Annotated in this window: 16 protein-coding genes; 9 read left to right on the top strand and 7 right to left on the bottom strand. The window is 70.1% G+C overall.

What is annotated here, in order from left to right:
- Positions 1–49: 49 nt before the first annotated feature.
- From OV090_RS41885 to OV090_RS41875, 3 genes are all read right to left on the bottom strand, one after another.
- Complete coding sequence (locus OV090_RS41885; protein WP_267710491.1) at positions 50–412, bottom strand: nuclear transport factor 2 family protein; 363 nt, start codon at positions 410–412, stop codon at positions 50–52.
- A gap of 416 nt (positions 413–828) precedes the next feature.
- The gene (locus OV090_RS41880; protein WP_267710490.1) at positions 829–3006 is read right to left on the bottom strand and encodes a beta-propeller domain-containing protein; all 2178 of its coding nucleotides are present in this window, start codon (positions 3004–3006) and stop codon (positions 829–831) included.
- Positions 3007–3049: 43 nt separating this feature from the next.
- Positions 3050–4816, bottom strand: coding sequence for a prenyltransferase/squalene oxidase repeat-containing protein (locus tag OV090_RS41875; protein WP_267710489.1), 1767 nt, complete (start codon positions 4814–4816; stop codon positions 3050–3052).
- A gap of 546 nt (positions 4817–5362) precedes the next feature.
- Between OV090_RS41875 and OV090_RS41870 the strand changes: the two genes are divergently transcribed.
- The 4 genes from OV090_RS41870 to OV090_RS41855 all read left to right on the top strand — a co-directional run bounded on the left by OV090_RS41870 (position 5363) and on the right by OV090_RS41855 (position 10900).
- Positions 5363–5863 (top strand): hypothetical protein, encoded by a 501-nt coding sequence (locus tag OV090_RS41870; RefSeq protein ID WP_267710488.1) that lies wholly within the window; start codon positions 5363–5365, stop codon positions 5861–5863.
- A gap of 208 nt (positions 5864–6071) precedes the next feature.
- Positions 6072–7328 (top strand): hypothetical protein, encoded by a 1257-nt coding sequence (locus OV090_RS41865; protein WP_267710487.1) that lies wholly within the window; start codon positions 6072–6074, stop codon positions 7326–7328.
- A 289-nt stretch (positions 7329–7617) separates the two neighbouring features.
- The gene (locus tag OV090_RS41860; protein WP_267710486.1) at positions 7618–9042 is read left to right on the top strand and encodes an ankyrin repeat domain-containing protein; all 1425 of its coding nucleotides are present in this window, start codon (positions 7618–7620) and stop codon (positions 9040–9042) included.
- Between the two features lie 205 nt (positions 9043–9247).
- Entirely contained in the window at positions 9248–10900 is a 1653-nt protein-coding gene (locus OV090_RS41855; RefSeq protein ID WP_267710485.1) for an ATP-binding protein, read from the top strand.
- A 233-nt stretch (positions 10901–11133) separates the two neighbouring features.
- Here the strand turns inward: OV090_RS41855 and OV090_RS41850 are convergent, their stop codons facing one another.
- The gene (locus OV090_RS41850) at positions 11134–11478 is read right to left on the bottom strand and encodes a hypothetical protein (RefSeq protein WP_267710484.1); all 345 of its coding nucleotides are present in this window, start codon (positions 11476–11478) and stop codon (positions 11134–11136) included.
- Between the two features lie 913 nt (positions 11479–12391).
- Here OV090_RS41850 and OV090_RS41845 point away from each other — a divergent pair.
- Positions 12392–13396, top strand: a complete 1005-nt coding sequence (locus OV090_RS41845) for a hypothetical protein (protein WP_267710483.1) — start codon at positions 12392–12394, stop codon at positions 13394–13396.
- Positions 13397–13408: 12 nt separating this feature from the next.
- Here OV090_RS41845 and OV090_RS41840 read toward each other — a convergent pair whose 3' ends face one another.
- Both OV090_RS41840 and OV090_RS41835 read right to left on the bottom strand, forming a co-directional pair.
- Complete coding sequence (locus tag OV090_RS41840; RefSeq protein ID WP_267710482.1) at positions 13409–14173, bottom strand: alpha/beta fold hydrolase; 765 nt, start codon at positions 14171–14173, stop codon at positions 13409–13411.
- A 634-nt stretch (positions 14174–14807) separates the two neighbouring features.
- A complete protein-coding gene (locus tag OV090_RS41835) occupies positions 14808–19160 on the bottom strand; it encodes a serine/threonine-protein kinase (protein ID WP_267710481.1) in 4353 nt (1450 codons plus the stop codon).
- A 227-nt stretch (positions 19161–19387) separates the two neighbouring features.
- Between OV090_RS41835 and OV090_RS41830 the strand changes: the two genes are divergently transcribed.
- The 4 genes from OV090_RS41830 to OV090_RS41815 all read left to right on the top strand — a co-directional run bounded on the left by OV090_RS41830 (position 19388) and on the right by OV090_RS41815 (position 22930).
- Positions 19388–20812: a sigma 54-interacting transcriptional regulator gene (locus OV090_RS41830; protein ID WP_267710480.1), complete on the top strand. Its 1425-nt coding sequence runs from the start codon at positions 19388–19390 to the stop codon at positions 20810–20812.
- Between the two features lie 75 nt (positions 20813–20887).
- On the top strand, positions 20888–21052 hold the full coding sequence (locus OV090_RS41825; protein ID WP_267710479.1) for a hypothetical protein: 165 nt from the start codon (positions 20888–20890) through the stop codon (positions 21050–21052).
- Positions 21053–21181: 129 nt separating this feature from the next.
- Positions 21182–22381 (top strand): DUF4240 domain-containing protein, encoded by a 1200-nt coding sequence (locus OV090_RS41820; RefSeq protein WP_267710478.1) that lies wholly within the window; start codon positions 21182–21184, stop codon positions 22379–22381.
- 186 nt (positions 22382–22567) lie between these two features.
- A complete protein-coding gene (locus OV090_RS41815; RefSeq protein ID WP_267710477.1) occupies positions 22568–22930 on the top strand; it encodes a hypothetical protein in 363 nt (120 codons plus the stop codon).
- A 233-nt stretch (positions 22931–23163) separates the two neighbouring features.
- Here the strand turns inward: OV090_RS41815 and OV090_RS41810 are convergent, their stop codons facing one another.
- Positions 23164–24567: a sigma-70 family RNA polymerase sigma factor gene (locus OV090_RS41810; RefSeq protein ID WP_267710476.1), complete on the bottom strand. Its 1404-nt coding sequence runs from the start codon at positions 24565–24567 to the stop codon at positions 23164–23166.
- Positions 24568–24725 lie beyond the last annotated feature (158 nt).

Here is a 24725-nt window from a genome sequence, read left to right as displayed (position 1 = left end):
GTCGGCGCCCGCGTGACCGGCGAAGCGCTGGCCATGGGCTACCAGGGCCTCACGGGGCGAAGAGCTTCGACGCGTCGACGTACGCGAGGTACTCGGCCAACTTGCCGTCCTCGAAGCGGCAGATGGTGGCCCACGGCACGGTGAGCTCGCTGCCGTCCTTGCGCACGTAGGTGACGAAGCCGTTGGAGAAGGCGCGGTCGCCGAGGCTCCAGCAGTTTTCGAACCGGTGGCGGATGCCGCCGATGGCGGCGAAGAAGCCGGCGATGAAGTCCTGGATGGCGGCGCGACCGGTCACCACCGGATTGTTGGCGAACTGGAAGCTGCCTCGCTCGGTGAAGCAGGCCGCGAAGCCCTCGGCGTCGAGCATATCGACGCGGGCGAACATCTGATCGACGAATGTCTTGTGGTCCATGATGACTCGTAACCTCTGGCCGGCCGCTCTTTGCGCGGTGAGATGCCGTCGGCGGGCATCGCCGACGGCAACACCGTATTGGTCCGGCCTCTGCGGCGTCAAGGCGAGGCTCGAGCGACGTGCGAAGCAGATCGGCGGGTCGGCGACGCGCCCTCTCGAGCGCCGTTTCGCGCTCGTCCACGCTCGCATCGCGGGTCGCATCGCGCACGACCGCCAAGGTCTCCTCGAGGCGCTCGCTCAGGCCGTCCACTGCCGCGCTCAGGTTCACCCGCGCGACGAGAGCGGTAGCGCAGGCCCCGCGGCCTCTCCGGAGGCCTCCGACTCGGCGAAGGGCACGATCTGCGCCCGGCGACGCCACGCTGGATCGCCGCGACGCAGGACGCCGGCGGCCGCGAGCGACCGCCGGCGCTCTGCCATCACTTACCCGTCAACGGGATCGACGCGGTGGGGTGCGCGAGATCGTCGAGGTGCGCCACGTTGATGCGATCGAGGGCGATCGAGAACACCCAGTCTTCCATGAACACGGAGCGCTTGACCTTCGACGCGGAGTCCGTCCACCAATTGTTGCACTTGCCGCTCCACGCCTGCGGCGTCTCGGGCTCCTCGTGGGGCACGCCGCCCAGCAGCTCGAAGCCGCCGTCCACCGTCACGCGGTAGACCAGGAGGCCGCTGAAGGTCATGATGTCGCCGTAGTTACCGCCGCCGCCGCCCTCGCAGATGGTCATGGGCACCGCGAGCAGGTCGCGCGCCTTGAAGTAGGTGAACGCCAGGTGATCCGTGGCCGCGTCCGACGTCGAGCCGCGGGTGCCGATCACCTCCTTGTCCAGCACCTCGGGGTGCGCCAGATCGGCCACGTCGATGACCTGCAGCTGGAGGCCCTGGAACCACGCGAAGTCGCCCTGATCGTCGGCGTCGTAGCCCATCGTGAGCAGGTGGTCGTCGTCCATGAGGTGCATGTACGTCGAGTAGCCCGGGATCTTGAGCTCGCCCTTGATGCTCGGCGCGCCGGGGTCGGCGAGGTCGAGCACGAACAGCGGGTCGGTCTTCTTGAAGGTCACGACGAAGCCGATGTCGCCGCGGAAGCGCACCGAGCGGATGTCTTCGCTCGGGGCCAGGTTGTCGACCCTGCCGAGCTCCACCAGCTGCGAGCCGTGCTCGCTCAGCACCGTGACGGTGCTGTGGACCGCCGGGTCGGGGAGGTGCCCGGTGGTGGTGGCGATCCGCAGCGTGCCGTGGCGCTCGTCCATCGCGAATTGATTCAAAATGCGGCCCTTGACCACGCCGCTGGCGGCGTACGCTGCGGCCGCGCCGCCGGGCTCGAGCGCGAACTTGTGGACGCTGGTGGCCTCGTTCACGCCGTCCCCGAGGCCCGAGAACCACGCCTGGCCCGCCTCCTGGGCGTGCCTCACCGCGACGTAGAGCGAGTCCTTCGAGCCGTAGACCGCGCCGGGGCGGCTCATGATCGTGCTGGCTCCGGGCGGAGCCACCTCGCCGATGGCGAAGGAGACCAGCGACAAAAAGCCGCGGGTGTCGCTGGACTGCGAGAGGTACACCTGGTCGCAGGACGACAGCGGGCCCTCGGTCACCTGCAGCCCGCCGCCGTCGAGGTAGCGGACGTCGCGGACCGACGGCAGGAGCTCGGTCGCCGGGGTCGCGTCGATGAGCTTCAGGTTGGCCAGGCGCAGCTTGTCGAACAGCGCCTGCACCTCGGGCACCGAGACGCCGTGCTCCTTCAGCCCGCACCAGGTGACCGGCAGCGCGTCTGGCCAGTAGGACAGGTCGGGGACGTCGAGCTCGGGGAACACCACCGCGGTGTGGACATCCTTGGCGACGCGCCGGGAGTTCAGATACGAGCCACCAAACACCATCTCGCGCCGCAGGCGCGGCTTGGCGCGATCGGCGAGGTCGAGCACGGTGATCTGCAGCTTGTGCCCGTCGCCGGTGAAGTCACAATCGTAGCCGTAGGTACACTCGTTATCCACCACGCCGCCGCTGTTCCACGGGTCGTCGGGCGACGGCTGGTCCAGCTCCTCGAGGGAGGAGTAGATGACCGCGGTGTCCTCGTGGACGTACATTCGCTTCGGGGTGCCCTTGATCGGGAAGGTGGAGAGCGCGTGGGCCTGGTCCGCGGGCCAGGCGTCCAGGACCCGGAAGCGGCCGTCGCCGAGGACGTACAAATAGCCGCCGTCGTTCTTGACGAAGTCGGCCTCGTCGACGTCCGCCACCTGCACATTGGTCCCCGAATATTCGCTGGCCGTCGCGCCGGCGTCGGCCTCTTCTTCCTCCTCCTCTTCTTCCTCTTCCTCCTCGCCGTATTCCTCGCAGGTGTAGGTGGCCGCGAGCACCGCGCGGTCGAGGTTGGCCTGCAAGCGCGCCTCCATGGCCTGAACGATCTTGCCCTTCAGGTTGGCCGCGACGTCGCCACACGAATCGGCGCGGACGAGCTCGGGGGAGATGCCCTCGCGCTCCTGGCTGCCAGTCTCGTCGCCGGCCGTGACGTCGACGGACGCGCCGGGCGGCTGCCATGCGCAGCCGGGTAGCCCGGCGGCCAAAAACGTCAGGGTGAGCACCATGAACCCTCGTGACCTTTGCATCTTCATTCTCCTGTCGTGAACAGACCCGCCGCCGGGCAGCGCGTCACTCGACGGTCTCGGCAGCGAACTCGTCTTCCTCCTCGGCCCCGCGGTCGACCTCGTCGACGACCCGGCCCGAGCGCGCGGCGAGCCCGAGGCGCTCGGCCAAGGGCGGCTCGGGCAGCTCGACGAGGACGCCGGCGGCCAATCGGTCGACCATGAACACGTAGGCGTTCATGGCGTGGCAGACCGAGTCGGTGCGCACGTAACGTTCCTGCGGGTTCCAGAACAGGCCGCCTTCTGCCATGGCCGGGTTTTTCGTCATGAACGAATTCGCCGGCGAATAGGTGTACTGCGTCAGCAGACGGAACAGCAGGATCACTGCGCCCTGAAACCGGGCGCAGCCGTCGCCGTCGCCGCGAGGGCAATCGAGGTAGAGCTCGGAGAGCACCTCGGCCAGCCAGCCGTTGCCGCTGCTCGACAGCGAGGCCTGCCAGCGGCCATGGCGGTAGACGTCGGCGGGGTCGTCGATCTGCTGCGCGAGCAGCTCGTCCGCGCAATCGTACACGACCTTGCGAATCGCCGGGTCGTCGCCGGCGCGGGCGAAGTCGAACAAGGACAGGACCACCCACGAGCTCGAGATCGGGTTGGGCTGACGATAATCGTCGCCGAGGTAGCACCCCTCGCGCTCCGTCCTGTCGGCGAGCCGGCCGGCGGTGCGCGCGGCGGCGTCGCGGTAGCGCGGGTCGTCGGTGACCTCGTACAGGCGCGACAGCGCCGAGAGCACCTGGCCGGTGTAGAGCAATGATTCCTGCTCCGCCACGCTCCACGCGCCATCGGCGTCGAGGCGCAGCTCCGACGCGACGCGGCCGCCTTCGTCCTGCATGGTCAAGAGCCAGTCGGCGGCCAGCCGGGCGGCGTCGAGGTAAGCCGGGTCGCCGCTGAAGGCGTGCAGATCGATCAAGGTAAAGATGGACTTGGAAGTGGTGCCGACGACGAACCGCGGCTCTCGCTCGTGCCGCCGGAGGTCCAGGGAGTAGTGGAAGGCGCCGTGGGCGGGCTGGCCGGGGGCGACGCGCTGCATCGACAGCAAGAAACCGGCGGCGCGCTCGATCGGCTGGCGCAGGCGCTCGTCGCGGTCGCGGGCGTAGACCGCGAGCAAGGTGTAGAGGGTGGAGGCGGTGTAGATGGTGTGCAGCCGGTCGTCGAAGCTGTCAGTGGGCGCGTGATAGTATTTGTGGACGCCGCCGAGCTCGGGATCCATCACGCGCAAGAGGTACGCGGTGCCCTCGTCGATGCGCCGGCGCACCATGTCGCGGTCGAGCACGCGCGCGGGCACGAGGCCGCCGACGAGCTCCACGCCGTGGCCGTCGTGCTCGACCAGGGCGTACTCGAGGTCGACGAGCTCGACGACGAAGCGCGCCTGCTCCACGCGCTCGCTATCGTAGCCGGAGGCCGCGAGGGCCAGCCCGGCGGCCTCTTTTAAAGAGACGCACAGCTCGTCGTGGGTCGCGGTCCCGCGGCCCACGACCGCGCCCCCGTCGTACAGCGAGACTGCGACGCGGAGCGGCTGCTCGGCGGTCGGGGGCAAGGCGCAGGGGGTGTTTGGCTCGCCCGCAGCCACGCCACGCACGACGGCGACGACGCGGTCGCGAAAGACAGCATTGTCGAGCTCGTCGCCCAGCTCGGCGACCTGGTCTCGCTCGCCCGGGCCCGGCTGACAGGCCACGACCACGAGCGCGGCGATCGCCAGCCACGTCGCAAGCCACGCGCGAGCGGCCGAGTGTTCGACGTCCTTGCAATCGACCAAGATGCGTTCTCGCGGCGGCACTTCCGGCCTCGCTTCCACGGTAGAGCCCGCAAACCCCCGCGCTAAACTATTCACACGTGGGCCGACGGAGAGCAGACTGCGCTGATTTGCATGCTAGCGCCGGCCGGTGAGGCGACAAGCTGGCGCCGTGGGCGACATCGGAGCCGTCGACAACGATCACATCGTAGGCGCAGGATCGCGCCCGTCCACGCGGCTCTGCCCGCGTAGCGAGCCGCGGACCGGCGAATCCTCGCAGTGCCGGTCGCGGCACGCGCCTCCGGCTGGCCGACGCGAGAGCGTGGATGCGGCGGTGGCGGCGCCCGGGACCGACAATCGATGTCAGCAGTCGTGACGGCGGCGAGCGACCGGGCGGCCGGCAGGGCTCCGCTCATTGGAGCGAGGCCCGAGAGGAGGGGTGTCGACATACGGGCCGGGGTCGTGCGACGGAGGGGCGAGGTCGACCCTTGCGACCGTGCCGCGGACGGGAGCGGCCCCGGAAAGGCGAGGGCGGGCGTATACGACCGGGCTTGACGGGGCCCGCGTCGGCTCGGCACGCTAGGCGCGGCCGTGGCGAGCTCCTCTTCCGATTCGATCCGCATGTACCTGGTGCTGCTGGCCGCGATCGGCCCGGCGATCGTCGCGTGGCGCGTGGCCGACACGATCGACCGGGGCCCGTGGTTCGTGCTCCTGGCCGCCGGGGTGGTGGTCGCGGCGCTGGTCTGGCGCACGCCGCCGATGGTCCGAGCGCGCTCGGCGGGCTTCTGGTTCGTGGCGATCGCGCCGCCGCTGTGGGTCCTGGCGGCCGGGCTGCTGGCCAACGCGTTCCTCGGCGGCGGACCGCTCGAGCGCCACCCGTCCGAAGTGCTGCGCGAGGCGAGGGCGCGCAAGGGGGCGGACGCGCTGGTGTTCCGCGACTTCCGTGCAGGCGGCGACGAGATCGAGGTCTCGCGCCTGAACCCGCACGTGGTCGGCCTCGCCGTCGGCGATCGCGTGGTCCTCGTGGTGCGCCCGGGCCTGTTCGGCTGGCCGCGCGTGGCGGGGATCGAGAAGGTCGCCGCGGCGGAGTAGTCGCGCGGGGCGTGAATTTGTCGGCAGTCGCGCGGTGACTGCTATCAATCACCGAGAATCCCGCGAGAGGTCGGCCGTAGCCGGGCCACCCCGAGTCGGAGCCGTCGGGCCCCCGAGCGCCCCCATGATCGCCGCTGCGCGGCCTCGCGCCGGCGCTGTACGCATTCGTGGGGGTGCAATCAAAGCCCGACTCCACTAGCATCCCCCGATGATTTCTCTCCGGCTTTTCAACGCAAGACGAGCCCCGCAAGGGACGTTGATCGCCGCGGCGATCCTCGGCGCCGCTGCGTGCGGTGGTGGGGCCCCGGCGGGCGAGACGGGCAGCGGCTCCGAGACCAGCGGCGGCACCACCGTCGAGGCGTCGACCTCCGACACCACCGGCACGAGCGGCGCTGCGGACCCGACCACGAGCTCCACCGCGACGACCTTCGAGCCGACGACGACCAGCGCGACCACGGCCGAGACCACGGAGACCACCTCCGCCGCGAGCACCGATCCGAGCACCGGGACGGGCACGTCGACCACGGGCGACCTGCCCGCCTGCGTGCTGGGCGAGAGCGGGCCGATCGTCGTCGAGGCCGACGACCAGGTGATCGAGAACCTGCACATCGTGTCGACCCGCGGCCCGGCGATCACGGTCGAGGGCCACGCGGGGGTCACGATCCGCAACGTGTGGATCGAGCACGCCGGCGGGCCGGGGATCGCGATCGGCGGCGGCTCGGACGACATCCACATCGAGAACGTGGCGATCGAGCACACCGGCGCCCCCGCCGAGGGGCAAAACCCGTCGGACGGCCTCAACAACATCGAGTGCTACGGCTCGGCCCGCCCGGTCGTCACCGGCGCCCGCCTGGTCCGCGGCTCGAGCGGGATCTACCTCGTGGAGTGCCCGGACGCGGAGCTGAGCTTCCTCGAGGGCCATGATTTCCGCGGGCCGTTCCCGCGCGGGCAGCTGGTGCAGTTCGACAAGTCGAACGGCGGGGTGCTCGAGGACTTCTCGGTGATAAACCCGCAGGCCAGCTCGTGGCCCGAGGACAACGTCAACATCTACCAGTCGGTGGACGTGGAGATCCGCCGCGGCATGATCGACGGCAACAACTCGCCGTCGGGGGTGGGGGTGATCTTCGACGGCGACCTGGCGCTCGGCGTGGTCGAGGACGTCGACGCGATCCGGATGGGGAACGGCTGCTTCTCCGACTACGCCGGGAGCGACGGGGTGGTGTTCCGCCGCACCCGCTGCCGCGAGAACATCTGCGAGGACCAGGGCCGCGGCGCGCCGCTGTCCAACGCGCTGATGTGGGCCGGCCACCCGGGTTATACGAAGATCCGCCTCGAGGACTCGCATTACTTCGCGTCGTGCAACGGCAACCTGGTGTGGCCCGACGAGTCGTTCGAGGTCATCGAGCTCGACGAGCTCGACTTCACGATGCGCGAGCCGATCGTAGTCCCGCTGTGCTGGGAATGAGCCGCGCCCGTGTCGGACGATGTGCGCGCGTCGCCGGGCCTCGCTCGGCGTGCAGCGCATGATTCCCCCCTCGTGACGCGGTCACGAGGGGGCACGCTCGTCGTCATCGGGAAGCGCCTGGACGCAGCCCCGGGGGAGCGGACCAGAGCGCCGCGACACGGACGCGGATTGGCCGTACGCCGCGCGAGCGCTTGCCATCCTCGCCGCTCATCTCGTAGAACACGTTTCGCTGCATCGTCACTGAGATCCAACTCGGCATCCACCCCCAAACCGAGCCCCGGGAGATTCGATGAAGAAGACGGCGAAGGCGAAATCATCCGCGTCGAAGACGGCATTTTCAAAAAAGGCGGCGGCGAAGAAAGCCACGGCCAAGGCGGCGAAGAAGACGGCGGCGAAGAAGACTGCCGCGAAGAAGACTGCCGCCAAGAAGACAGCCGCGAAGAAATCGACGGCGAAGAAGACAGCCGCGAAGAAGACGCCGGGGCTCAGCGATCACGTCGCGACGCTGCGCGACATCATGGCCGACCACTGGCAGTTCGTGGACAACTGGTTCGCCGAGAACGACACGGAGAACTTCCGCCCGGAGCCGCCTCGCGCGCCCAAGGACGCCAGCGCGGCGCAGGCCCGCTGGGAAGAGGAGTACGGGGAGGCCTTCGAGGACACATTGAAGGCGCACTTCGCCGGCGGCCTCGGGCACCCGAGCCGGTCCTTCATGGAGTACACGCTGCTCGACCTGCCGCTGGCATACGACCGGTGGACCGGCCTCAACGAGCTCGTCGACGAGGGCGCGTTCAAGAAGGCCAAGCCGCGCGCGCTCGACAAGGACGCGGGCAGCATCCGCTTCGTGTGGTGGAGCCGCGGCTTCATCCCCATCGCCGAGGACGGCGGCGGCAACCTGATGTGCGCCGACCTGGACCCGGGACCGAACGGCGCCAGGGGCCAGATCGTCAAGTGGGAGAAGACCGAGGGCCCGCTCGGCCCCCTCGCCGAGAACATCGCCGCGTACCTCGTCGACTACCGCAACTCCCTGCAGGACGGCTCGCTCGCGTTCGACGAATCGGGGTTCCTCGAGCGCCGGAAGGTGCGCAAGACGGGCTCGAAGCCGCAGGAGGAGCTGTTCGCGGCGGTCGAGGCCGGCGACGCGGCGACGGTGTCGCGCCTGCTCGCGGCCGACAAGTCGCTGCTCGACGTGCGCAATCAATACGACGAGCCGCTCATCATCCCGGCGATGCAGAACCAGCACACCGACGTCGTGCGCGCCTTCCTCGACGCCGGCGTCGACGCCAACACCCTCGGCCCGAGCGGGGGCCGGATCCTCGGCTATGCGCTGAGCGCCAACGCGGCCAGCATCGTCGCGCTCCTGCTCGAGCGCGGGGCCACCCCGCTGCTCGACGGCAAGTGGGGCACGCCCGAGAGCATCATCGCGTCCATGCTCAACAGCTCGAGCTTCTCCGACCACGCGCCCGAGGCCGACTACCTGTTGATGCTCGAGAGCCTGCTGCGCGCCGGCGCGGACCCCAACGTGCCGTGGTACGGCGAGACGCCGCTGATGATGGCCGCGGCGTTCGGTAGCATGGCGCTCGTCAAGCGGCTGCTCGCGGCCGGGGCCCGCGTCGACGCGGTCGACGACAAGGGCAAGACCGCCGCCGCCCACGCGAAGTCGAAGCGGCGCAAGGAGGTCGCGGAGTTCCTCGCGGGGCTCGCGGCCCGCTGACGACCAGCCGCTCTCGCCCTCTAGCCAGCACGGCCAGGCAGTCGCTTCGGGAGAACAGGCGCGGTGCGCGCGTGTGGGCTGACGGAGGGACGGTCATCTCGAACAGGACGGACGGAGAAGCGGGCGTTCGTGCCGCAGTCGCGGGCATACCCGCCCGGGTACCTGTCTGCTCGGCTCCGCTGACTATGGTATCCTCCGGCGACCCATGGCGCTCGAAGTTCCGCAGGCCAGCCTCGCTAACATCCGTTCGGCCCTCGCTGGGCTAGCCGAGGGCGGTTTAACTCGCGTCGCTCTGCAAGAACAAACTGGCTTTCAGCCGCGGGCGTTGGCGTACGCCCTCCATGCTGCCGAGCTTCTCGACCTTGCCACTCACGAGGGGGATACCTGGTCCCTAACGGCCGCCGGCAAGCGTGTCATTGCCGCGAGGTCGAAGGCCAAGCAGGCGGCCGCGTGGACGCAGGTCCTGGAAACATCCAAGCTCGTCCAGCGCCTCGCGCCGGGACTCTTTGGCTCTGCGCCTCCAGACTTATCAAATATCGCGGAGCGGATCAGAAAGTATGCGGGCCTCGCCGATAGCACTGCGAATAGACGTGCCGCAGCCATTCGTGGCTGGCGCGATGAGCTCACGGGCTTCGAGACCGTCGATGCCCTCGAAACACTCGGGCCCTCATGGTTTGAAGTTGAGAACTTTAAATCCATCAAGCACCTGAAGCTCGATCTCCATCCATTGATGGTGTTCGTGGGGCCGAACGGCGCAGGTAAGACAAATATCCTCCAAGCTCTTTCCATATTTCTGGATATCCTATCCGAGGGGGTGACTGAGCCGATCGAACTGCATGGAGGGTACGACCACCTTGTGCGACGTGCCAAGAGGAGGTGCCGCTATATCCGCTTCGCTCTGTCCTCGAACGTCCATTCCTATCGCTGGTCCCATTCCCCCCTTAGGATGACTGTGGACATCCGGCTCAGCGGAGGTGAGGTGGCTGGAGACGTAAAGATTGACCGCCAGGAATTCCGCCTGTCTTCTCCAAGGAAGAAAGACCTGGTGGTTATCTGCGAGAAAGACGTCGTCAAGCGTATCGATGAAGGCACCGTCATCGACGAGCCTCACGGATTCTTGGAATGGGTAAATAGGTGGAAGACCGAGGGGACGCGGAGTCTCCTCCTCAATATTTTGCCCCGCTTGCTTGGTATAGGTCCACTTCTGCCGGTCACTCGGCTCCGCCTCGATGCATCGGCCCTCCGTAGTGACGCCTACCTGCAAGGATCTCGACACGGTCGATTGATCGGTACTGCAGGGGAAGGACTACCGCTCGCTGTCGAGCGACTGCGAAAAACATCTGCTGTTTTCAAGCGCGTTTTGACTGGACTTCAGGAAGTCTACCCTCGTATCGAGGACATAGACACCGTTCACCTTTTGCCGGGGCAGGTTGCGTTGCGCTTCAAGGAAAAGCACATCGACGAAGGCCTGGGTCAGGGCAATGTCTCAGACGGAGTCATGCATGCGCTCGCCCTGCTGCTCGTGCTTGAGGGGGCAGGCGACAACACCGTGCTGGCGATCGAGGAGCCGGAGAACGCGTTGCATCCATGGGCCTTGCGGAAGTTGATGCTGCGAGCTCAGAGCGCCACTCGAAATGCCCCGCTACTGCTGACGACCCATTCTCCCACTCTTATTGATGCTATCCAGGATCCTGGAGCTCTTTACATTGTCGAGAATCACGGGGAGATGGGCACTCGTGTGACAGCTGCCACTGAGAAGGAGCGTGCGTTGAGCGCTATTCTGGCTGAGAGCGGACAAAAACTCGGTGAGGTATGGATGGATGGCACTCTCGGTGGGATTCCGGAGAGCGAAGCATGAGCCGGCGACTCACCTCTCGCGTGGTTCAGCCAACTATCGGTCTAATTGTCGAAGGGGAAACGGAGTTCAAGGCGCTTCCACTGCTTCATAAGAAAAAGCTTGTTCCCGATTGCCCACCGCTGCATCCGACCAACCTCAACGGCATAGGTTCGCACATGACGGTCCTAGCGATTGCTAAGATGGTTGCTCCTAAAGTGAAGGCGCATATCGCAGCCGGTCGCGCGAGGGTCATCCTATGTATCGATCGTGAGCAGCGTGCGGAATGTGCCGGAGAATTCGCCAAGGCGCTTCATTCTGCCATTATCGCCCAGGTCGGATCCGTTGATGTGCATGTAGTCATAGCGGATCGGACATTCGAAGCGTGGATCCTTGCCGACGCCAGAGGTCTTTTCGCGTCCCGAAAATTCCGGGTCGCACCGAATTTTGTGTGCTTCGAGGGAAGCATGGGGGCCCGCGATCGCAAGGGCTGTGTTGAGCTCGATCGCCTTCTCGGCCGTCAGTACTCGAAGACCGTCGACGGGCCCCGATTGTTCGAGGCCGTCGACTTCGACCGCGCCCGTGCCTTTGGACCAGGCCAACAGGGCTCGCGGAGTCTCGACAAACTCCTCCGAACTCTCGGAATCGCCCGCATCGGATGATTCCGGTCGACCGACTCCCCGTCTGTGCCTGTACGACGAGCCGTCGAGTCGGCACGGCTGTGCCCGGACTACACTGGCGGAGCATGGCTCGCTAGCGTGACAGCGCCGAGGACGCTGTTGAGCGGCCTTGACTTTCAGGAGAGTTGCGAGGTGATGTTTATCACCTCGGCGAAGTTCACCAGGGGGTCGGACCCGTCGCGCCAGCGCTTGCCAGCTTCGACTTCCACCTTCGGCGTCCGCGCGTTGACGCCGGCCTTCGCGTAAATCCTGCACGATAGACCGCTCGCCCTGCACACGTCCACGTGTATGCGTCCGATTTACGGCGTCTCGCTCTACGCGGGGCGGGCCGGCTACACGTCCACGTGGCTCGCTAACTCTCCTGCGTCGTCGACAGCCCATTTCCTGCGCCACAGCTCCACCGGGGGCTTGAAGTCGAGCTGCACCGTATCGCCGGGCTCAGCGCTTCCAAGGTAGAACGAATCCCGAGACCTGCAGCGTAAACCAGCCGCCTCTCGGCACCTCCGGTCCCAAACAAGCGCGCCGCGCTGTCCAAGTTCTCGTCGTTGTCCATCATTTCACCTCCGAGGCGCATGGTCTGATCTCGATCAGAGCTCACCACCACGCGGTCCGCCGCACGCTTATGGCGATTTCGACACTCTTGGTGGTATCGGGCGCACCCGCTCTGGGGGCAGTGGGCACCGCCGCGACCGGCGCTTGACAGCGCGGGCGGGGATCGGTGTTCCTGAGCTCCGAGAGGGGAGCGGGAAGCATGCGGAAGACGGGGGCGGACAGGACATTCGAGCGAGGTGGGGTGAGCGGCCTTTGTGCGCAGTCGTCATGGGTTCGGCGAGCCGTGATGACGGCCGTCGTGCTCGGCGGAGCGAGCTGCACCTCGCAGCCGGCGACCAGCGCCACGAACACCGAGGCGAGCACCGGCAGCGACGTCACCAGCAGCGGCGGCAGCACCGAGGGCGGAGGCACGACCAGCTCCGCGGCGACCTCCGCGACGACGGACGAGCCCACGAGCGGCACGAGCAGCGGGCCCGGCACCAGCAGCACCGACCCGGCGACCGCGGGCACCACCGCCGAGCCGACCGGCACCGTGGGCACCTCCACCTCCGACACCGGCACCAGCACGGGCGAGCCGGACGTGGGGCCGTGCCCGCCCGGCAAGTACCTCCTGTGCGAGAGCTTCGACGACACCGAGGTCGGCGCGATCCCGCCGGGTTGGGTCCGCCACGGCGACCCGATCGGCGTCGCCGACGACGCGGCGGTGAGCGGCTCTCATTCGCTGAAGATGGGCCCGATCCCGGTGTGGGAGCGCCGCATCTACCACGACGCGGCCGCGCTCGGCAGCGGCCACTGGGGCCGGATCCGCTACAAGGTCGCGCTCCCGGTCCCGGACGCCTTCGTCCACTCGACGCTCGTGGCCCTCTACGGCAAGGGACCGACGACCGGCGATCAGGAGGTCCGCGTCGTCGACACCGTCAAGGAGGACGTCGACGGCTGGAACAACGACGGCAACGGCAATCACTTCCAGTACCTCTACAACGTGCAGCCCAACGGGCCGGAGTTCGGCAAGGGCAGCGACTACGACTGGAAGTTCGACGACCAGTGGCACTGCGCCGAGTGGCACATCGACGGGCCGACGCAGAGCTACGACTTCTACATCGACGGGGCGATCGTCGAGCAGATCAGCATCGCCAACGGGCCGGGCAATTACGCGGGCTCGGAGATCCCCGACGCCTTCAGCGAGGTCCGCATCGGCTGGGTCAACTACCAGGAGTCGCCGCCGGGGTTCACCGCGTGGATCGACGACGTCGCGCTCGACGACGAGCGGATCGGCTGTCAGGACTGAAGCGGGCCGCCGTCAGGCCCGGGCGATCTCGACGAGGACGTCGTCGAGGCGGTCGGGCTGGGAGAAGAACGGCGAATGATCGGTGTGGAGCTCGTGGACCGCCTCGCACGGCATCGCCGCGAGCATCGACCGCTGCGCCGCCGGGGTGATCGCCCGGTCCTTGGCGCACGAGATGTAGAATCGTCGCACGCTGCCGTAGCCCCCGTCGGTCAGGGCGAGCGGCGTGGCGAACGGCGCGAGCGGGTTCGGCTTGAGCAGGGTGCGCGCGCGGTCGACGACCTCGCGCTCGCAATCGGCATAGAAGATGTCGGCGATCGCGTCGCGGTTGAGGTCGACGACGCCCTCGTCGGGCTTGACGCACAGGTTCGGGGTCGCCAGCGAGTCGCTGTCCTGCAACGCGACGTCGAGCAGCGAGGTGCCGTTCGGCAGCAGGAACGCGGACAGGTAGACGAGCTTCTCGACCTTGGCGGGGCGCGCCTCGGCGACCGTCGAGATGACGATACCCCCCATGCTGTGCCCGACCAGGACGACGGTCCCTTCGATTTCATCGACGGCCGAGATCACGCGGCCGGCGTAGTGGCCGAGGGTCACCGAGGCCGGCGAGGTCTCGTCGGCGCCGTGGGAGGGCAGGTCGAGCGGGGTCACGCGGTGCCCGCGTGCCAAGAGCAGCCGCGCCGTCGTCGCCCAGCACCACGCGCCGTGCCACGCACCGTGGACCAGCACGAAGTGCTTCGGCTCGCCAGTCGCTACTTCACCGCGTTCGTAAGATCTCCGCACCTGGTGGCTCATGCTCGATCGCCGGAACCTTTGACCGTACCGTAGTTGTGGCGCTCGCCCACTGTCAATCCTCGCAGATTGCGGAGCGTCGTCGCCGTCAATTGCGCGGCGCACGGTCGCGCGCTCGAGAATGCCCCTTCCGTCGTTGTACGGCGAGTCCGACGACGGTTCGGCGAGCTCTTCCGCGGACACTGCGAGGACGCTGATTGCTGGCCGCACGCGTCGGGCCCGGACATATTCCGCGGCCGATCGTCCGCCCGCGCCCTCTCCGCCCGTATCGGGGGCGGGTCATGAGATTCGCCTGGCGGTCGGCCCGATCTGGGCAGAAAGTCGCAGGGGCGCTCGTGCCAAGTTTGCACTTGCGCAGGGGGCTTCACCCGGGCAGATCGCACACGGCGCCGCCTTCGATCTGCGCGCGGCCGCGGGGCGTGGCGAGCAATTGCCAGCTCACCGGTTCGAGCGCGGATGATGCCGTCTTCACGGACGCAGAGGCCTTGATAGGTGCGCTGGTTCCAGATCTGCCCGGCCTGGATCCGCCGGCCTCGACGTCGCGGACGACGATCTTCGTCGGATGTCTTTTAAGACATCACGTGATGTCTCTTGGGACAGCACGTGGATTGATTATCGCTTTTTGTCAGCGGACGGACGGCCCCGCGCAGGTCGCGGGCGGCGGCGCCTCTGTCAAGACTCGGGCCCAGGCAGGGTCGGCGGCGGCGCGGGCCGCGACCCGGGGCTCGTGACGCAGGCGGTCCTGGGCGAGCTCGGGCGCGTGGTCGCAGGCGACCGCCCGGAGCATGTGCCCCAGCGCCGCGTCGGGGTCGTCGTCGACGAGCATGAACACCAGCGCCAGGTGAGTCGCAGTGCGCAGCGGCTCGCCCGGCGCGTCCGGCGAGGCGCCGAACGCGACCAGCGCCTGCTCGAAGTCGCGTCGGGCGTGCGCGTGGCGACCGAGCTGCAGGTGGATCTTCGCGCGCGCGTGCAGCAGCACCCCGAGGGCGCGGCGGTCCGCGTCGTCGTCGGCGGTGAGGGTCTCGATCCCGTCGAGCGCCGCGAGCAGCTCGCGCTGGAGCGCGGGGTCGTCGAAGTGATGGCGCGCGAGCGGGAGCCAGGCCTCGGCGAGGGGGCGGAAGATCCGGGCCCCGGCTGCCGCGCGCACGGCGGGCGCCAGGCCGGGTCGGGTCCGCAGCAGATGCAGCAGGTCCGCGTCCTCGAGGCCGGACAGCGCGGTGGCGACGACGGCGGGGTCGACGAGCCGGGCCAGCGCATCGTGGACGAGCAGGGCGAGCAGGGCCTGACGCGGATCCGTGGGCGGAATCTGCTCGAGGAGCGCCCAGGCCGCGGGTGCGTCCCCGGTGACCAGGGCCCGGCCGATCCGCGCCGCCGGGGAGGTGTCCGCTGCGACGTCGTCGAGCCGCGCGCCGCGGAGCGTGATGCGGCGGAGATCGGCGACGAGGAGGTTCTCCGCGTAAGGGTCGGTGTTGCCGATGACGAGCGAGTAACGGCCGGGGCGCGGGTGCGTCGCCTGGCGGAGCGGCTCGTGCGTGCGCTGCCCGTCGTCGTCCGCGACGCACTCGGTCACGCCGCGGTCGGGGAAGAACGTCGCCCGCATGACGATGCGGTGCGGCGTCGCTGCGGAGGACACCGGGCGCGCGGCGAACACTTCGCGGTACTGCCCGACGGGCTGGCAGCCGATCTCGTGGAGGCGAAACTTGCGGTCGCCGCGGCCGCCGACGTCGACGCCGATCAGCGGCCGTCCCGCCTCGTCGACCAGCGCGAAGCTCAGCGCCGAATTGTACTCGGCCCGCGCCACGTCGAGCTCGACCTCGATCTCGAGCGGCCCGCCGTCCCAGCGCACGGGCAAGGCCGCGAGGCGGCCCTGGCTCGCCAGCGCCTCGACGTGCAGGGCGCCCGCGACCGGATCCATCCGGAGGGTGGCCGGGCGATCGAAGCGCCAGGCCGGCAGGGTCGCCGCGTCGAAGCGCAGCTCGACGCCCTCGCGCGCGTCGAGCAGGGAGGCGAGGCGCCCCAGGATCGCCGCGGCAGCCTCCTCCTGCGCGGCGCTGCGGCCCGGGTCAGCGCGGAGCTGCCGGGCGGCGCTCGCGGCCTCCTGGTACGAGCCGAGGTCGGTCAGCAGCGTGGCGCGGCGGAGCAGGGCGTCCGGGGCGAGCGCAGGATCGTCGAGGTTCTCGGCGTCGAGCGCGAGGGCGGCCGCCGGCTGGCCGGCGCTGGCGAACAGCGCGGCCGCACGCTCGTGGAAGCGGCGGCGGACGCCCTCGTCGCCGACCATGGACGCGCTGTCGCGGAGGACCTCGGCGGCGCTCGCGGGCATGCCGGCAGCGGCGAGATCGTCGGCACGGGTCCAGCGCTTGCGCAGCAGGTCGTCGGTCAGCGCCGGCGGCGGCGGAACGGAGGCCGACGGCGGGGCCGCGACCGGCGGGAAGGGCTCGTCGCCCGCGCCGAGGGCCCACAGGGCGCGCGTCGCGGAGTCTGCCACGAGCAGCCGGTGTGGTGCATCGGCGGCCAGGCGCACCGCGGCGAGCGGCTCGCAGTGGCCGAGCACGAACGGGTCGAGCCCGCCGTCGACGGTCTGCCGGACGAGCAGGGTGTGGCGCGCGGCACCGCCGGGTTCGCGCAGCGGGACCGCGACTTCGTCGTGGCCGTCGCCGTCGAGGTCCGCGATCACGAAGTCGTCCTCGGCGATCAGCGGCAAGTCGTGGGGCGGAGGCGCGTGGGCGAGGGTGGTGAGCTCGGCGCCGGACCAGCGCAGCAAATAGACCCCGGGGGCCTCGCCGTAGTGCGGTGATTCGGGGAACACGTCGACGTTCTCGCCGCGGCCGTCGCGGACAGCGACCAGCGCGGGGGTGCCGTCCGGGCGCCGCAGCAAGCCGAGCATGCGGACCCAGCCGAATTGCCGGCGACCGACCAGCTCGAGCTCGCCGGCGTGATCGACGTGGAACACGCGCAAGTCGAAGGCGCGGGGCGGCCCGAACGCGGCCACGATCTCCTGCACCCCGTCGCCGTCGAGGTCGGCGGCGACGATCGCCTCGAGGTCGGAGCCGGTGCGGTGACTCGGCTCGTGGGCCACTCGCATCCCCTCGGGATCGACGACATGAAACCCGCGCACCGGCCACTTGAAGCCGAAGTACAGCTCGGGGCGACCGTCGCGGTCGGCGTCGACGATGCCGCGCGGGAAGGCCAGGACCTCGGCGGGGAAGCGGGCCAGCGGAGGCTCCGGCCGCGTCACGTCGAGCAGCCGGCCCTCGTCGCCGTGCTGCGTGAGCGCCCAGGGTGCGTCGCCCTGCACCAGATAGATCCCCGCGTCGGAGCGCCAGCGGGGGCCGGGTCGGAGCTGGTGGTCGAGGAGCACGAGCTCGTGATCCGTGTCGTCGACGATCGCGGCGCTCCACGGCCCGCCCGCGGGCAAGGCGATCGCAGCGCTCGCGCCGATGCCCACCGGCAGGCCCGGCGTGAGCTCGCGGATCAACGGACGCAGCCCGGCGAAGCGCGACGAGGACGCGTCGGTGAAGCTGTTCGCGGCCGGCAAGTCGCGCCGGCGCAGGGCCGCGGCGATGCGGAGGTCCGTCGCCTCGGCATCGTCGAGCTCGGCGGGCAAGGTCGCGACGACCTGCGAGAACGTCGCGGTGTTCCAGCCGCCGAGGTGGATGCGGGCGATCCGTCGCAGCGCCTCGCTCGCGTCCTCGCGCGTGGACGCCTCGGCGTAGGCGCGGGCGTAGTCGGCGAGCGCCTCGTCGCGCCTGCCCGCGGCGCCTCGGCGATCGCCCCGGTGCTGCCAGGCCTGCGCCAGCGCGCGGGTCCCTCGATGCGCTGGATCTTCGACGAACGCGGCGAACGCCGCGTCGGCTCGCTCGACGACCGGCTCGGCCTCGACGCCGGCGAGGTGCTCGGCCGCCAGGGCTTCGACCCGCTCCTGAAGCCACGCGCGCCGCAGCTGCAATGTCGCCAGCGTCCCCACGAGCGTCAGGCCAGCGATCGCGGAGACCAGGCCGATCCGCCGCAGCCAGCGGCGGCGCCTCGCCCCGAGGTCCGCGGCCAGGGCCGCCAGCAGCGGCTCCATCGCCGGCCAGCGCGCTGTGGGATCAGCCCGCAGCCCGCGGAGCACCACGTCTCGCAGCCACGCCGGCACGCGCGACTGCGTCGGCGGGCGCACGGTCCCCTCCAGCATCGCCGCCCGCAGCGCCTCGTAGCTGTCGGCGACGAACGGGCGCTGGCCGTAGAGCGCCTCGTACAGCGACGCGCAGAAGCTGAACACGTCGCTGCGCGCGTCGGCCTCGCCGCCGCGGTGCTGCTCGGGCGCCATGTAGGCCGGGGTCCCGAGCACGCAGCCGGTCGTCGTCAGATCGACGTCGAACACGCCGCGGCCGCCCGTCTCCTGCGAGGGCTCGCCCTGGGCGTCGCGGACGAGCCCGAAGTCGAGGACGTGGACGCGGCCGTCGTCCCCGACCATGACGTTGTCCGGCTTGAAGTCGCGGTGGACGAGCCCCGCGCGGTGGACCGCGGCGAGCCCCTGGCCGGCCGCGACGAACAGCGCGACGATGTCGGAGCAGGGCGCGCCGCCGGGGTCGGCGAGGTGCTGGCGCAGCGTGCGGCCGCGGATGAACTCCATCGCCAGGAACACCTGGCCGCCCGAGGTGCTCACGTCGTAGATGTGGACGATGTTGGGGTGAGACAGGCGGGCGAGGGCCTTGGCCTCGCGGATGAACCGGCCCACGCCCGTCGACGTGCTGCGGTCGGTGCGGATGGTCTTGAGCGCGACGACGCGGTCGAGGGTCTGGTCGTAGGCGGTGTGGACCACCCCGGCGCTGCCCTGGCCCAGCACGCGCAGCACCCGGTAGCGGCCGAGCTGGTGCCCCGCGCCCGACGCGGCGCGGTCCGGTACCCTCGCCTCAGTCGCTGGCGGCTCGCTGCTGTTCGAGTCCAGCGTCGGGAGCGTCGCCGCTTCGGCGTTGATGTCCGTGGTGCTGGTCAAGCCGCGCCACGGCGCAGTATGCCGAACGGCGCCCGGAGCACGCCATCGGTTCGAAGGCGCTCGCGGAGCTCCTGCGCGCCTGCCCGGTCTCGCGGCGCGGAGGGCGAGCTGTGCCGGAGCCCGCGGGTGCCCACACTTGCGAGCGGTCGCTTCGGCGCGACGGCGCCGGCGCCGTCGTGCGGGCGTCCGGCTGCGGCCGCGAGAGGTGGGGTAGACTGCCGTCCGCGATGACCCTGCGCGAGCCGCACGAGTCGACCTGGGACGACCGCGTCTCGCCGCGGACGCCCGGCGCCGGTGCGCAGAAGATGACCCCGGCGCTCGCCCTCGTGTGGTCCCTGGAGGAGCCCGAGCGCGTCGGCGAGGTGGCCTGTCTGCCGCCGGGCGTCGACGGGCCGTTCACTCTCGGCCGCGCGGTCGAGCCGGGCGAGGACGGCGCGATGCCCCTGGTCCTGACGCGCCTGCGCCCGTTCGAGCGCACGGTGACGGGCGCCCTGCGCGACGGCCGAGTCTCGCGCTGGCAGCTGCGCATCGCCCCGCTCGCCGACGGCGCGCTGCTCGTCGAGCAGCTCGGGCGCGGCGGGCTGCAGGTCAACGGCCACGACGTCGAGAGCGCGGTGGTCGTACCGGGCGACGTCGTCACTGCGGTCGACCGCTTCTCGCTGCTTTACACCCACCGACCGAGCGACTGGCCGCGCGAGCCGGCGGGCGTCGATCCGTTCCCGTTCGGCGAGGCCGACGCGTTCGGCATCGTCGGCGAATCCGCGGCAGCGTGGGAGCTCCGGCACGCGCTCGCGTTCGTCGCGCCGCAGGCCGAGCACGTGCTCGTCCACGGGCCGAGCGGCGCCGGCAAGGAGCCGATCGTTCGCGCGATCCACCAGCGATCGGGACGGCGGACCCTCGTGGCGCGCAATGCCACCACCATCCCCGAGAGCCTGCTCGACGCGGAGCTGTACGGCAACATCAAGGACTACCCGAACCCCGGCACGCCCGACCGCGTCGGCATGCTCGGCGAGGCCCACGAAGGCACGCTCTTCCTCGACGAGCTCGGCGAGCTGCCGCACGCGCATCAGGCCCATCTCCTGCGCGTCATGGACTGCGGCCAATACACGCGGCTCGGCGAGACCGGGAGCCGCACCGCAAATGTCCGCTTCATCGGCGCGACCAACCGCGACCCGGACGAGCTCAAGCACGACCTCCGCGCCCGCTTTATCCATACCATCGGGGTCCCCGGGCTCGACGAGCGCCCCGAGGACATCCCGCTGATCGTCCGCCACCTCCTCCGCGACGCGCCCGGCGAGGGCCTCGCCGCTCGACGTCCGGGCGGCGACGCCACGCCGCTGCCCGACGCGGGCCTGATCGGCGCGCTCGCGCATCACCCCTACAAGGGGCACGTGCGGGAGCTGAAGGCGCTGCTGTTGCGGTCGATCGCGGTCAGCGTCGGCAGCCGCCTGACCGCGCCGCCGGAGCTCGAGGCCCGCGGCGCCGCGCCGCGAGTGCCGGAGCCGAGCACCGAGCCGGGCGACCTGACGCGGGAGCAGATCGTCGCGGCGCTCGAGCAATCCGGCGGGGTCCGCGAGAAGGCCTGGCGGCTCCTCGGTCTGCGCAGCCGCGATCAGCTCAAGCGACTGATGAAGAAGCTCGATATCGGCTGAGCGCTCGCGACTCTCCACTGCGATTCACGGCAGCGCTCCGCCGACGATTCGAATGCCACGAGCACGCGATTGCTCGTGGCAGGCTGCCCGCGCCGCGGGCTGATCCACGAGGCCCTGGAGCTGCACGGGCCGATCGAGGCGGCCATCACGTTTCCGACGGACGATCCGGTGCTCGTGCGGGCGGGGCTGTTCGCCGCCGATGTCGTGGTCGAGGCCGACGATCGGGTGGTCGAGGAGTAAAAGCACCTCGATCGGTTCCGCCTCGAGCTGTAGCACGCGATTGAGAGGACGACGCCCGGGCACGCGGGCGAATCCGCGCGGAATGCGTCGGGTCTTGTGTCGCCGCCTGTATCGGGCTACGCAGCAGCGGTGGACCGGACACGCTTCTGGAACTTGATCGACGCGGCTCGCAGCGACGCCGGCACGCGCCGCACCGCCGCCGCGCTCGTCGACCTGCTCGCCGACTTGCCCGCCGACGACATCGCCGCATTCGACGCCTGGTACTGGGCCCACCAGGGCGCCGCCCGCCGCCGCGAGCTGTGGGCGGCAGCGTATACGATCATGGGCGGCTGCTCGGACGACGGCTTCGACTATTTCCGCGGCTGGCTGATCGGGCAGGGCGAGCGCGTCTACATGGCCGCGATCCACGACCCGGACTCGCTCGCCGACCATCCATTGAAGGAGCACCCGAGCTGCGAGGCGATGCTCGGCGCCGCCGCCGTCGCCTACAAGCGCTCGCAGGGCCGCGAGTTCGAGGGCCCCACGCACCGTGTCGAGATCGAAGGCCAGTCGACCTGGCCCGCAGATCGCCTGAAGGGCGCCACGTTCACCCGCGAGCTGCTGCGCGAGCACCTGCCGCGCCTGTACGCCCGCTTTGGGGACGAAGAAGAGCCCGAACAGGAGGACGACGCCGACGACCCCGGCGCTCCTTTGTTCAAGCGCGGCGCCGTCAACAAGCCCGAGTTCGTCACCGCGATCGGCCCGTTCACCGCCGGCTCCGCGTTCCCGCTCGCCTTCCCCGAGCTCGGCCGCGACCTGCTCGTCTCCTGCCAGCATTTGTTCGGCCCCGCCGGCGGCCTCTCGAAGGACGTCCCCGGCGAGTTCATGGATCGCTTCGTCGAGTCGGTGAAGCTGACCGACCCCTTCGACGGCGCGCCGACCGGCGTCGCCGGCCGCTCTCTGGCGATCGCCGGCGCCACCGGCGACGACCCGACCCTCGACCTCTGCGCCTTCGCGCTGCCCGCCCGCCACGGGCTTCCGCTGCTGCGATTGGCGGCCCGCAACCCGATCCCCGGCGACGTCGTGTTCCTCGCCGGATCGGTGCGGGCCGGCGCTCCGCGGACGAAGCGACTGCATCGCGCGGTCAAGGTCGCCGACGATCGCGGCCTCGGCGTCGTCGCCTTCGATCGCCCCAACCTCGTCCTCGGCGGTACCAGCGGCGCCCCGCTGCTGTCCGGGCAGGGCGAGGTCGTCGGCCTGCTGGTCCGCGCCATCCCCGGAGCGACGACCTACGGCATGCTGCTGCAGGCCGAGCAGATCCGCGAGCTGCTGCGAACGATCACCGGCTGAGGAGCCGCCGGTGTCCATCGCTCGCTCCTGGCCCGTGGCGTGTTTCAGCTCGAAGAACGCGCACGCACCAGGTGCTCGGATCCGTCCTCCTCGACGGCCTCGGCAATCGCAGCGACTCGGGCCGATCGTTGACCGGCGGCGTCGCGTGTGGCTACCCTCGCCATGGTGGGAGTCCCACGGCGACTCGTGATCGACGGCGAACGCTTCTGCTGGACGCGCTCGCACGGGCATCTGGAAGTCGACGGCAATCACCGCTGCGTCGAGCGCGTCTCGGCCTGGCGGGACGGCGAGCGCCGCGGCGCGCTGCGGGTCCATTTCGTCGACGGTGAGGGCGGGAGCACCACCGCGGGCCAGGGCTGGGGCGGATACGACGGCAGGCTCCTCGTCGATGGCGTCGCCTATAACCTCAATCGACCCGCACTCGCGGCGCGGCTGATCCAGGCGGCGATGGCGAGGGGATGGCAACCGGGGAGCGGACGCGGAATGGTGTGCGACGACGGCTTCGCGCTGCTCGCCAGTTCGGGCGCGCCGAGCGAGCCACGGCAGTGAGCGGCATGGGTCAGCCCTCGCCTCGGCCCATGCGGCGCGCGCTTGCGACGAGCCGTCCCGCGATGTGCACGAGCCGGAGCTGGGCACTCCTATCTGGCCAGCCGCATCCACGGACGAGCCCATGATCAGTGTCTGTCCGCAATCCCCGGAGCGGGCGCTCATCCACCAGCCCGGGTGAAGCACCGCGAGCAGGAGTAGCTTGCGCTGGGCCCGAGCCCTGCACGTGCGGGGCTTTACGGCCCGGCCTTCGTCGCCGCGATCGGCAGTACGAACGCGTATTCGTAGGACTTCTCTGCCATCTTCGCCGGGAACGCCCAGATGAGCCCCCGCTCTACCGCGCAGTCGACGATCGCCTGCGGCACCTCCGACAGCGTCGGCGTCACAGTCCTCGCGCGCAGCCGGTCGTCCTGCGGCGTGCCCATCGTCCACAGCAGCGTCATCCGGCCCTGACTGCCTGGCGCCCTCTTCTCGCAGAACTGGATCTCGCGCACGTGCGCCCCGACGACCGCCTCGAATTGTCGGCGCTCCTTCTCCGCGTCGTCGGCCGGCTCCCCGAGCACCATCGTGCTCCGGGACAGGCGCTCGAAGCTCTCCGTCGGCGCCTCGCCGACCCAGCCGAGCATCGACTCCGTCAGGCAGGTCAGCACCTCCGTATCGGGGAACGTCGACTCCACGATCTCCACCGACTCATAGATCGTCCCGATGTCCGGGGCGCCGATCTCCATCAAGTCGATCGTCAGCGCGCCGCTGCCCGTCGCCCCGAGGTCTCGCATGCACGCGTCGAAGGCCGCTCGCAGGCCGTCGCTCGGCCGCGCGGGCGTCGGTGCCGGCTGCGGGAGCGCCGGCAGCACCTGCCGGATCTCCCGCTTGCGCCGCTCCCAGGCCTCGCGCCGTGGGTCGGCCGCATCGGTCGCCGCCGGCGCCGCGATCGCGGTCGTCTTGTCGCCTGTCTCTTCGACCATCTCTGGTGATTCGCCGGGCGGCCGGGTCAGCACCGCCCATCCGGCCACGCCTGCCGCCGCTGTCGTCACCACCAGCAACCCCTTCACGATCAGGCTCATGCTGCCGCCTTTCGTCGCCGCGCTCGCCTGGGTCGTCGGCAGCGCCGGCGGCCCGACCAGGACCGCCGCGCACCAGCTCTTGCGACCGTCGCAGCGCGCGTCCAGGCGCTCGCGCAGGCGCTTCAGAGAGCGATTGAGGCGCGAGCGGATCGTGGCGGCCGGTACACCGAGCTCGCGGCCGATGTCGACCGCTTGCTCCCCTGCGAAGAATCGACGCATCAGGATCCGCTGGTCGTCCGCCGGCAGCGCCTCGATCTCGCTCAGCAGGATCTTCAGCACCATCAGGCGCTCGAGCTCGCAATCGGGGTCGGGCGCGGACGTCGGGCCCTCGATCGTCTGCTCGCGCCGCTCGCGTCGGGCGTCGGCGCGCAGGCGCATGCGAAACAGGTTTCGCACCACCGTCGCCAGCCACGGGCGCAGCGACCCCTCGCTGTTCGGCCCGCGCCGCCACGCGGCCACGAGCGCCTCCTGTACGAGGTCGTCAGCCTCGTCTCCGTCGCGCGCCAGGACCTGCGCGAACTGCCGCAACCACCGTAGGTCCGCCAGCAGGGTGGCCGTCATCTCAGAGTGCGCCATGGGTCAGCCCCTGCATGCCGCCGGAGCCGCGAGCGTTGCACAAAAAAGTGACGGCGCGCCGCGGCCCGGCCGTCGACCGCCGGCGCTGCGCGCGCGATCGGCAGTCGTCGAGCGAGCTGCGGCCACGGAGCGCTCGCCTGCGATCGGATCGAGGCAGC

Source organism: Nannocystis sp. RBIL2 (genome assembly GCF_026626745.1).
Lineage (GTDB): Bacteria > Myxococcota_A > Polyangia > Nannocystales > Nannocystaceae > Nannocystis.
Note: the sequence above shows the minus strand (reverse complement) of the source record. Positions and strands in the feature narration are given on the sequence as shown.

Coding starts and splice junctions, on each gene's coding strand:
- OV090_RS41885 (WP_267710491.1), bottom strand. CDS start 412: ATGGACCACAAGACATTCGTCGATCAGATGTTCGCCCGCGTCGATATG.
- OV090_RS41880 (WP_267710490.1), bottom strand. CDS start 3,006: ATGCAAAGGTCACGAGGGTTCATGGTGCTCACCCTGACGTTTTTGGCC.
- OV090_RS41865 (WP_267710487.1), top strand. CDS start 6,072: ATGATTTCTCTCCGGCTTTTCAACGCAAGACGAGCCCCGCAAGGGACG.
- OV090_RS41860 (WP_267710486.1), top strand. CDS start 7,618: ATGAAGAAGACGGCGAAGGCGAAATCATCCGCGTCGAAGACGGCATTT.
- OV090_RS41855 (WP_267710485.1), top strand. CDS start 9,248: ATGGCGCTCGAAGTTCCGCAGGCCAGCCTCGCTAACATCCGTTCGGCC.
- OV090_RS41830 (WP_267710480.1), top strand. CDS start 19,388: ATGACCCTGCGCGAGCCGCACGAGTCGACCTGGGACGACCGCGTCTCG.
- OV090_RS41810 (WP_267710476.1), bottom strand. CDS start 24,567: ATGGCGCACTCTGAGATGACGGCCACCCTGCTGGCGGACCTACGGTGG.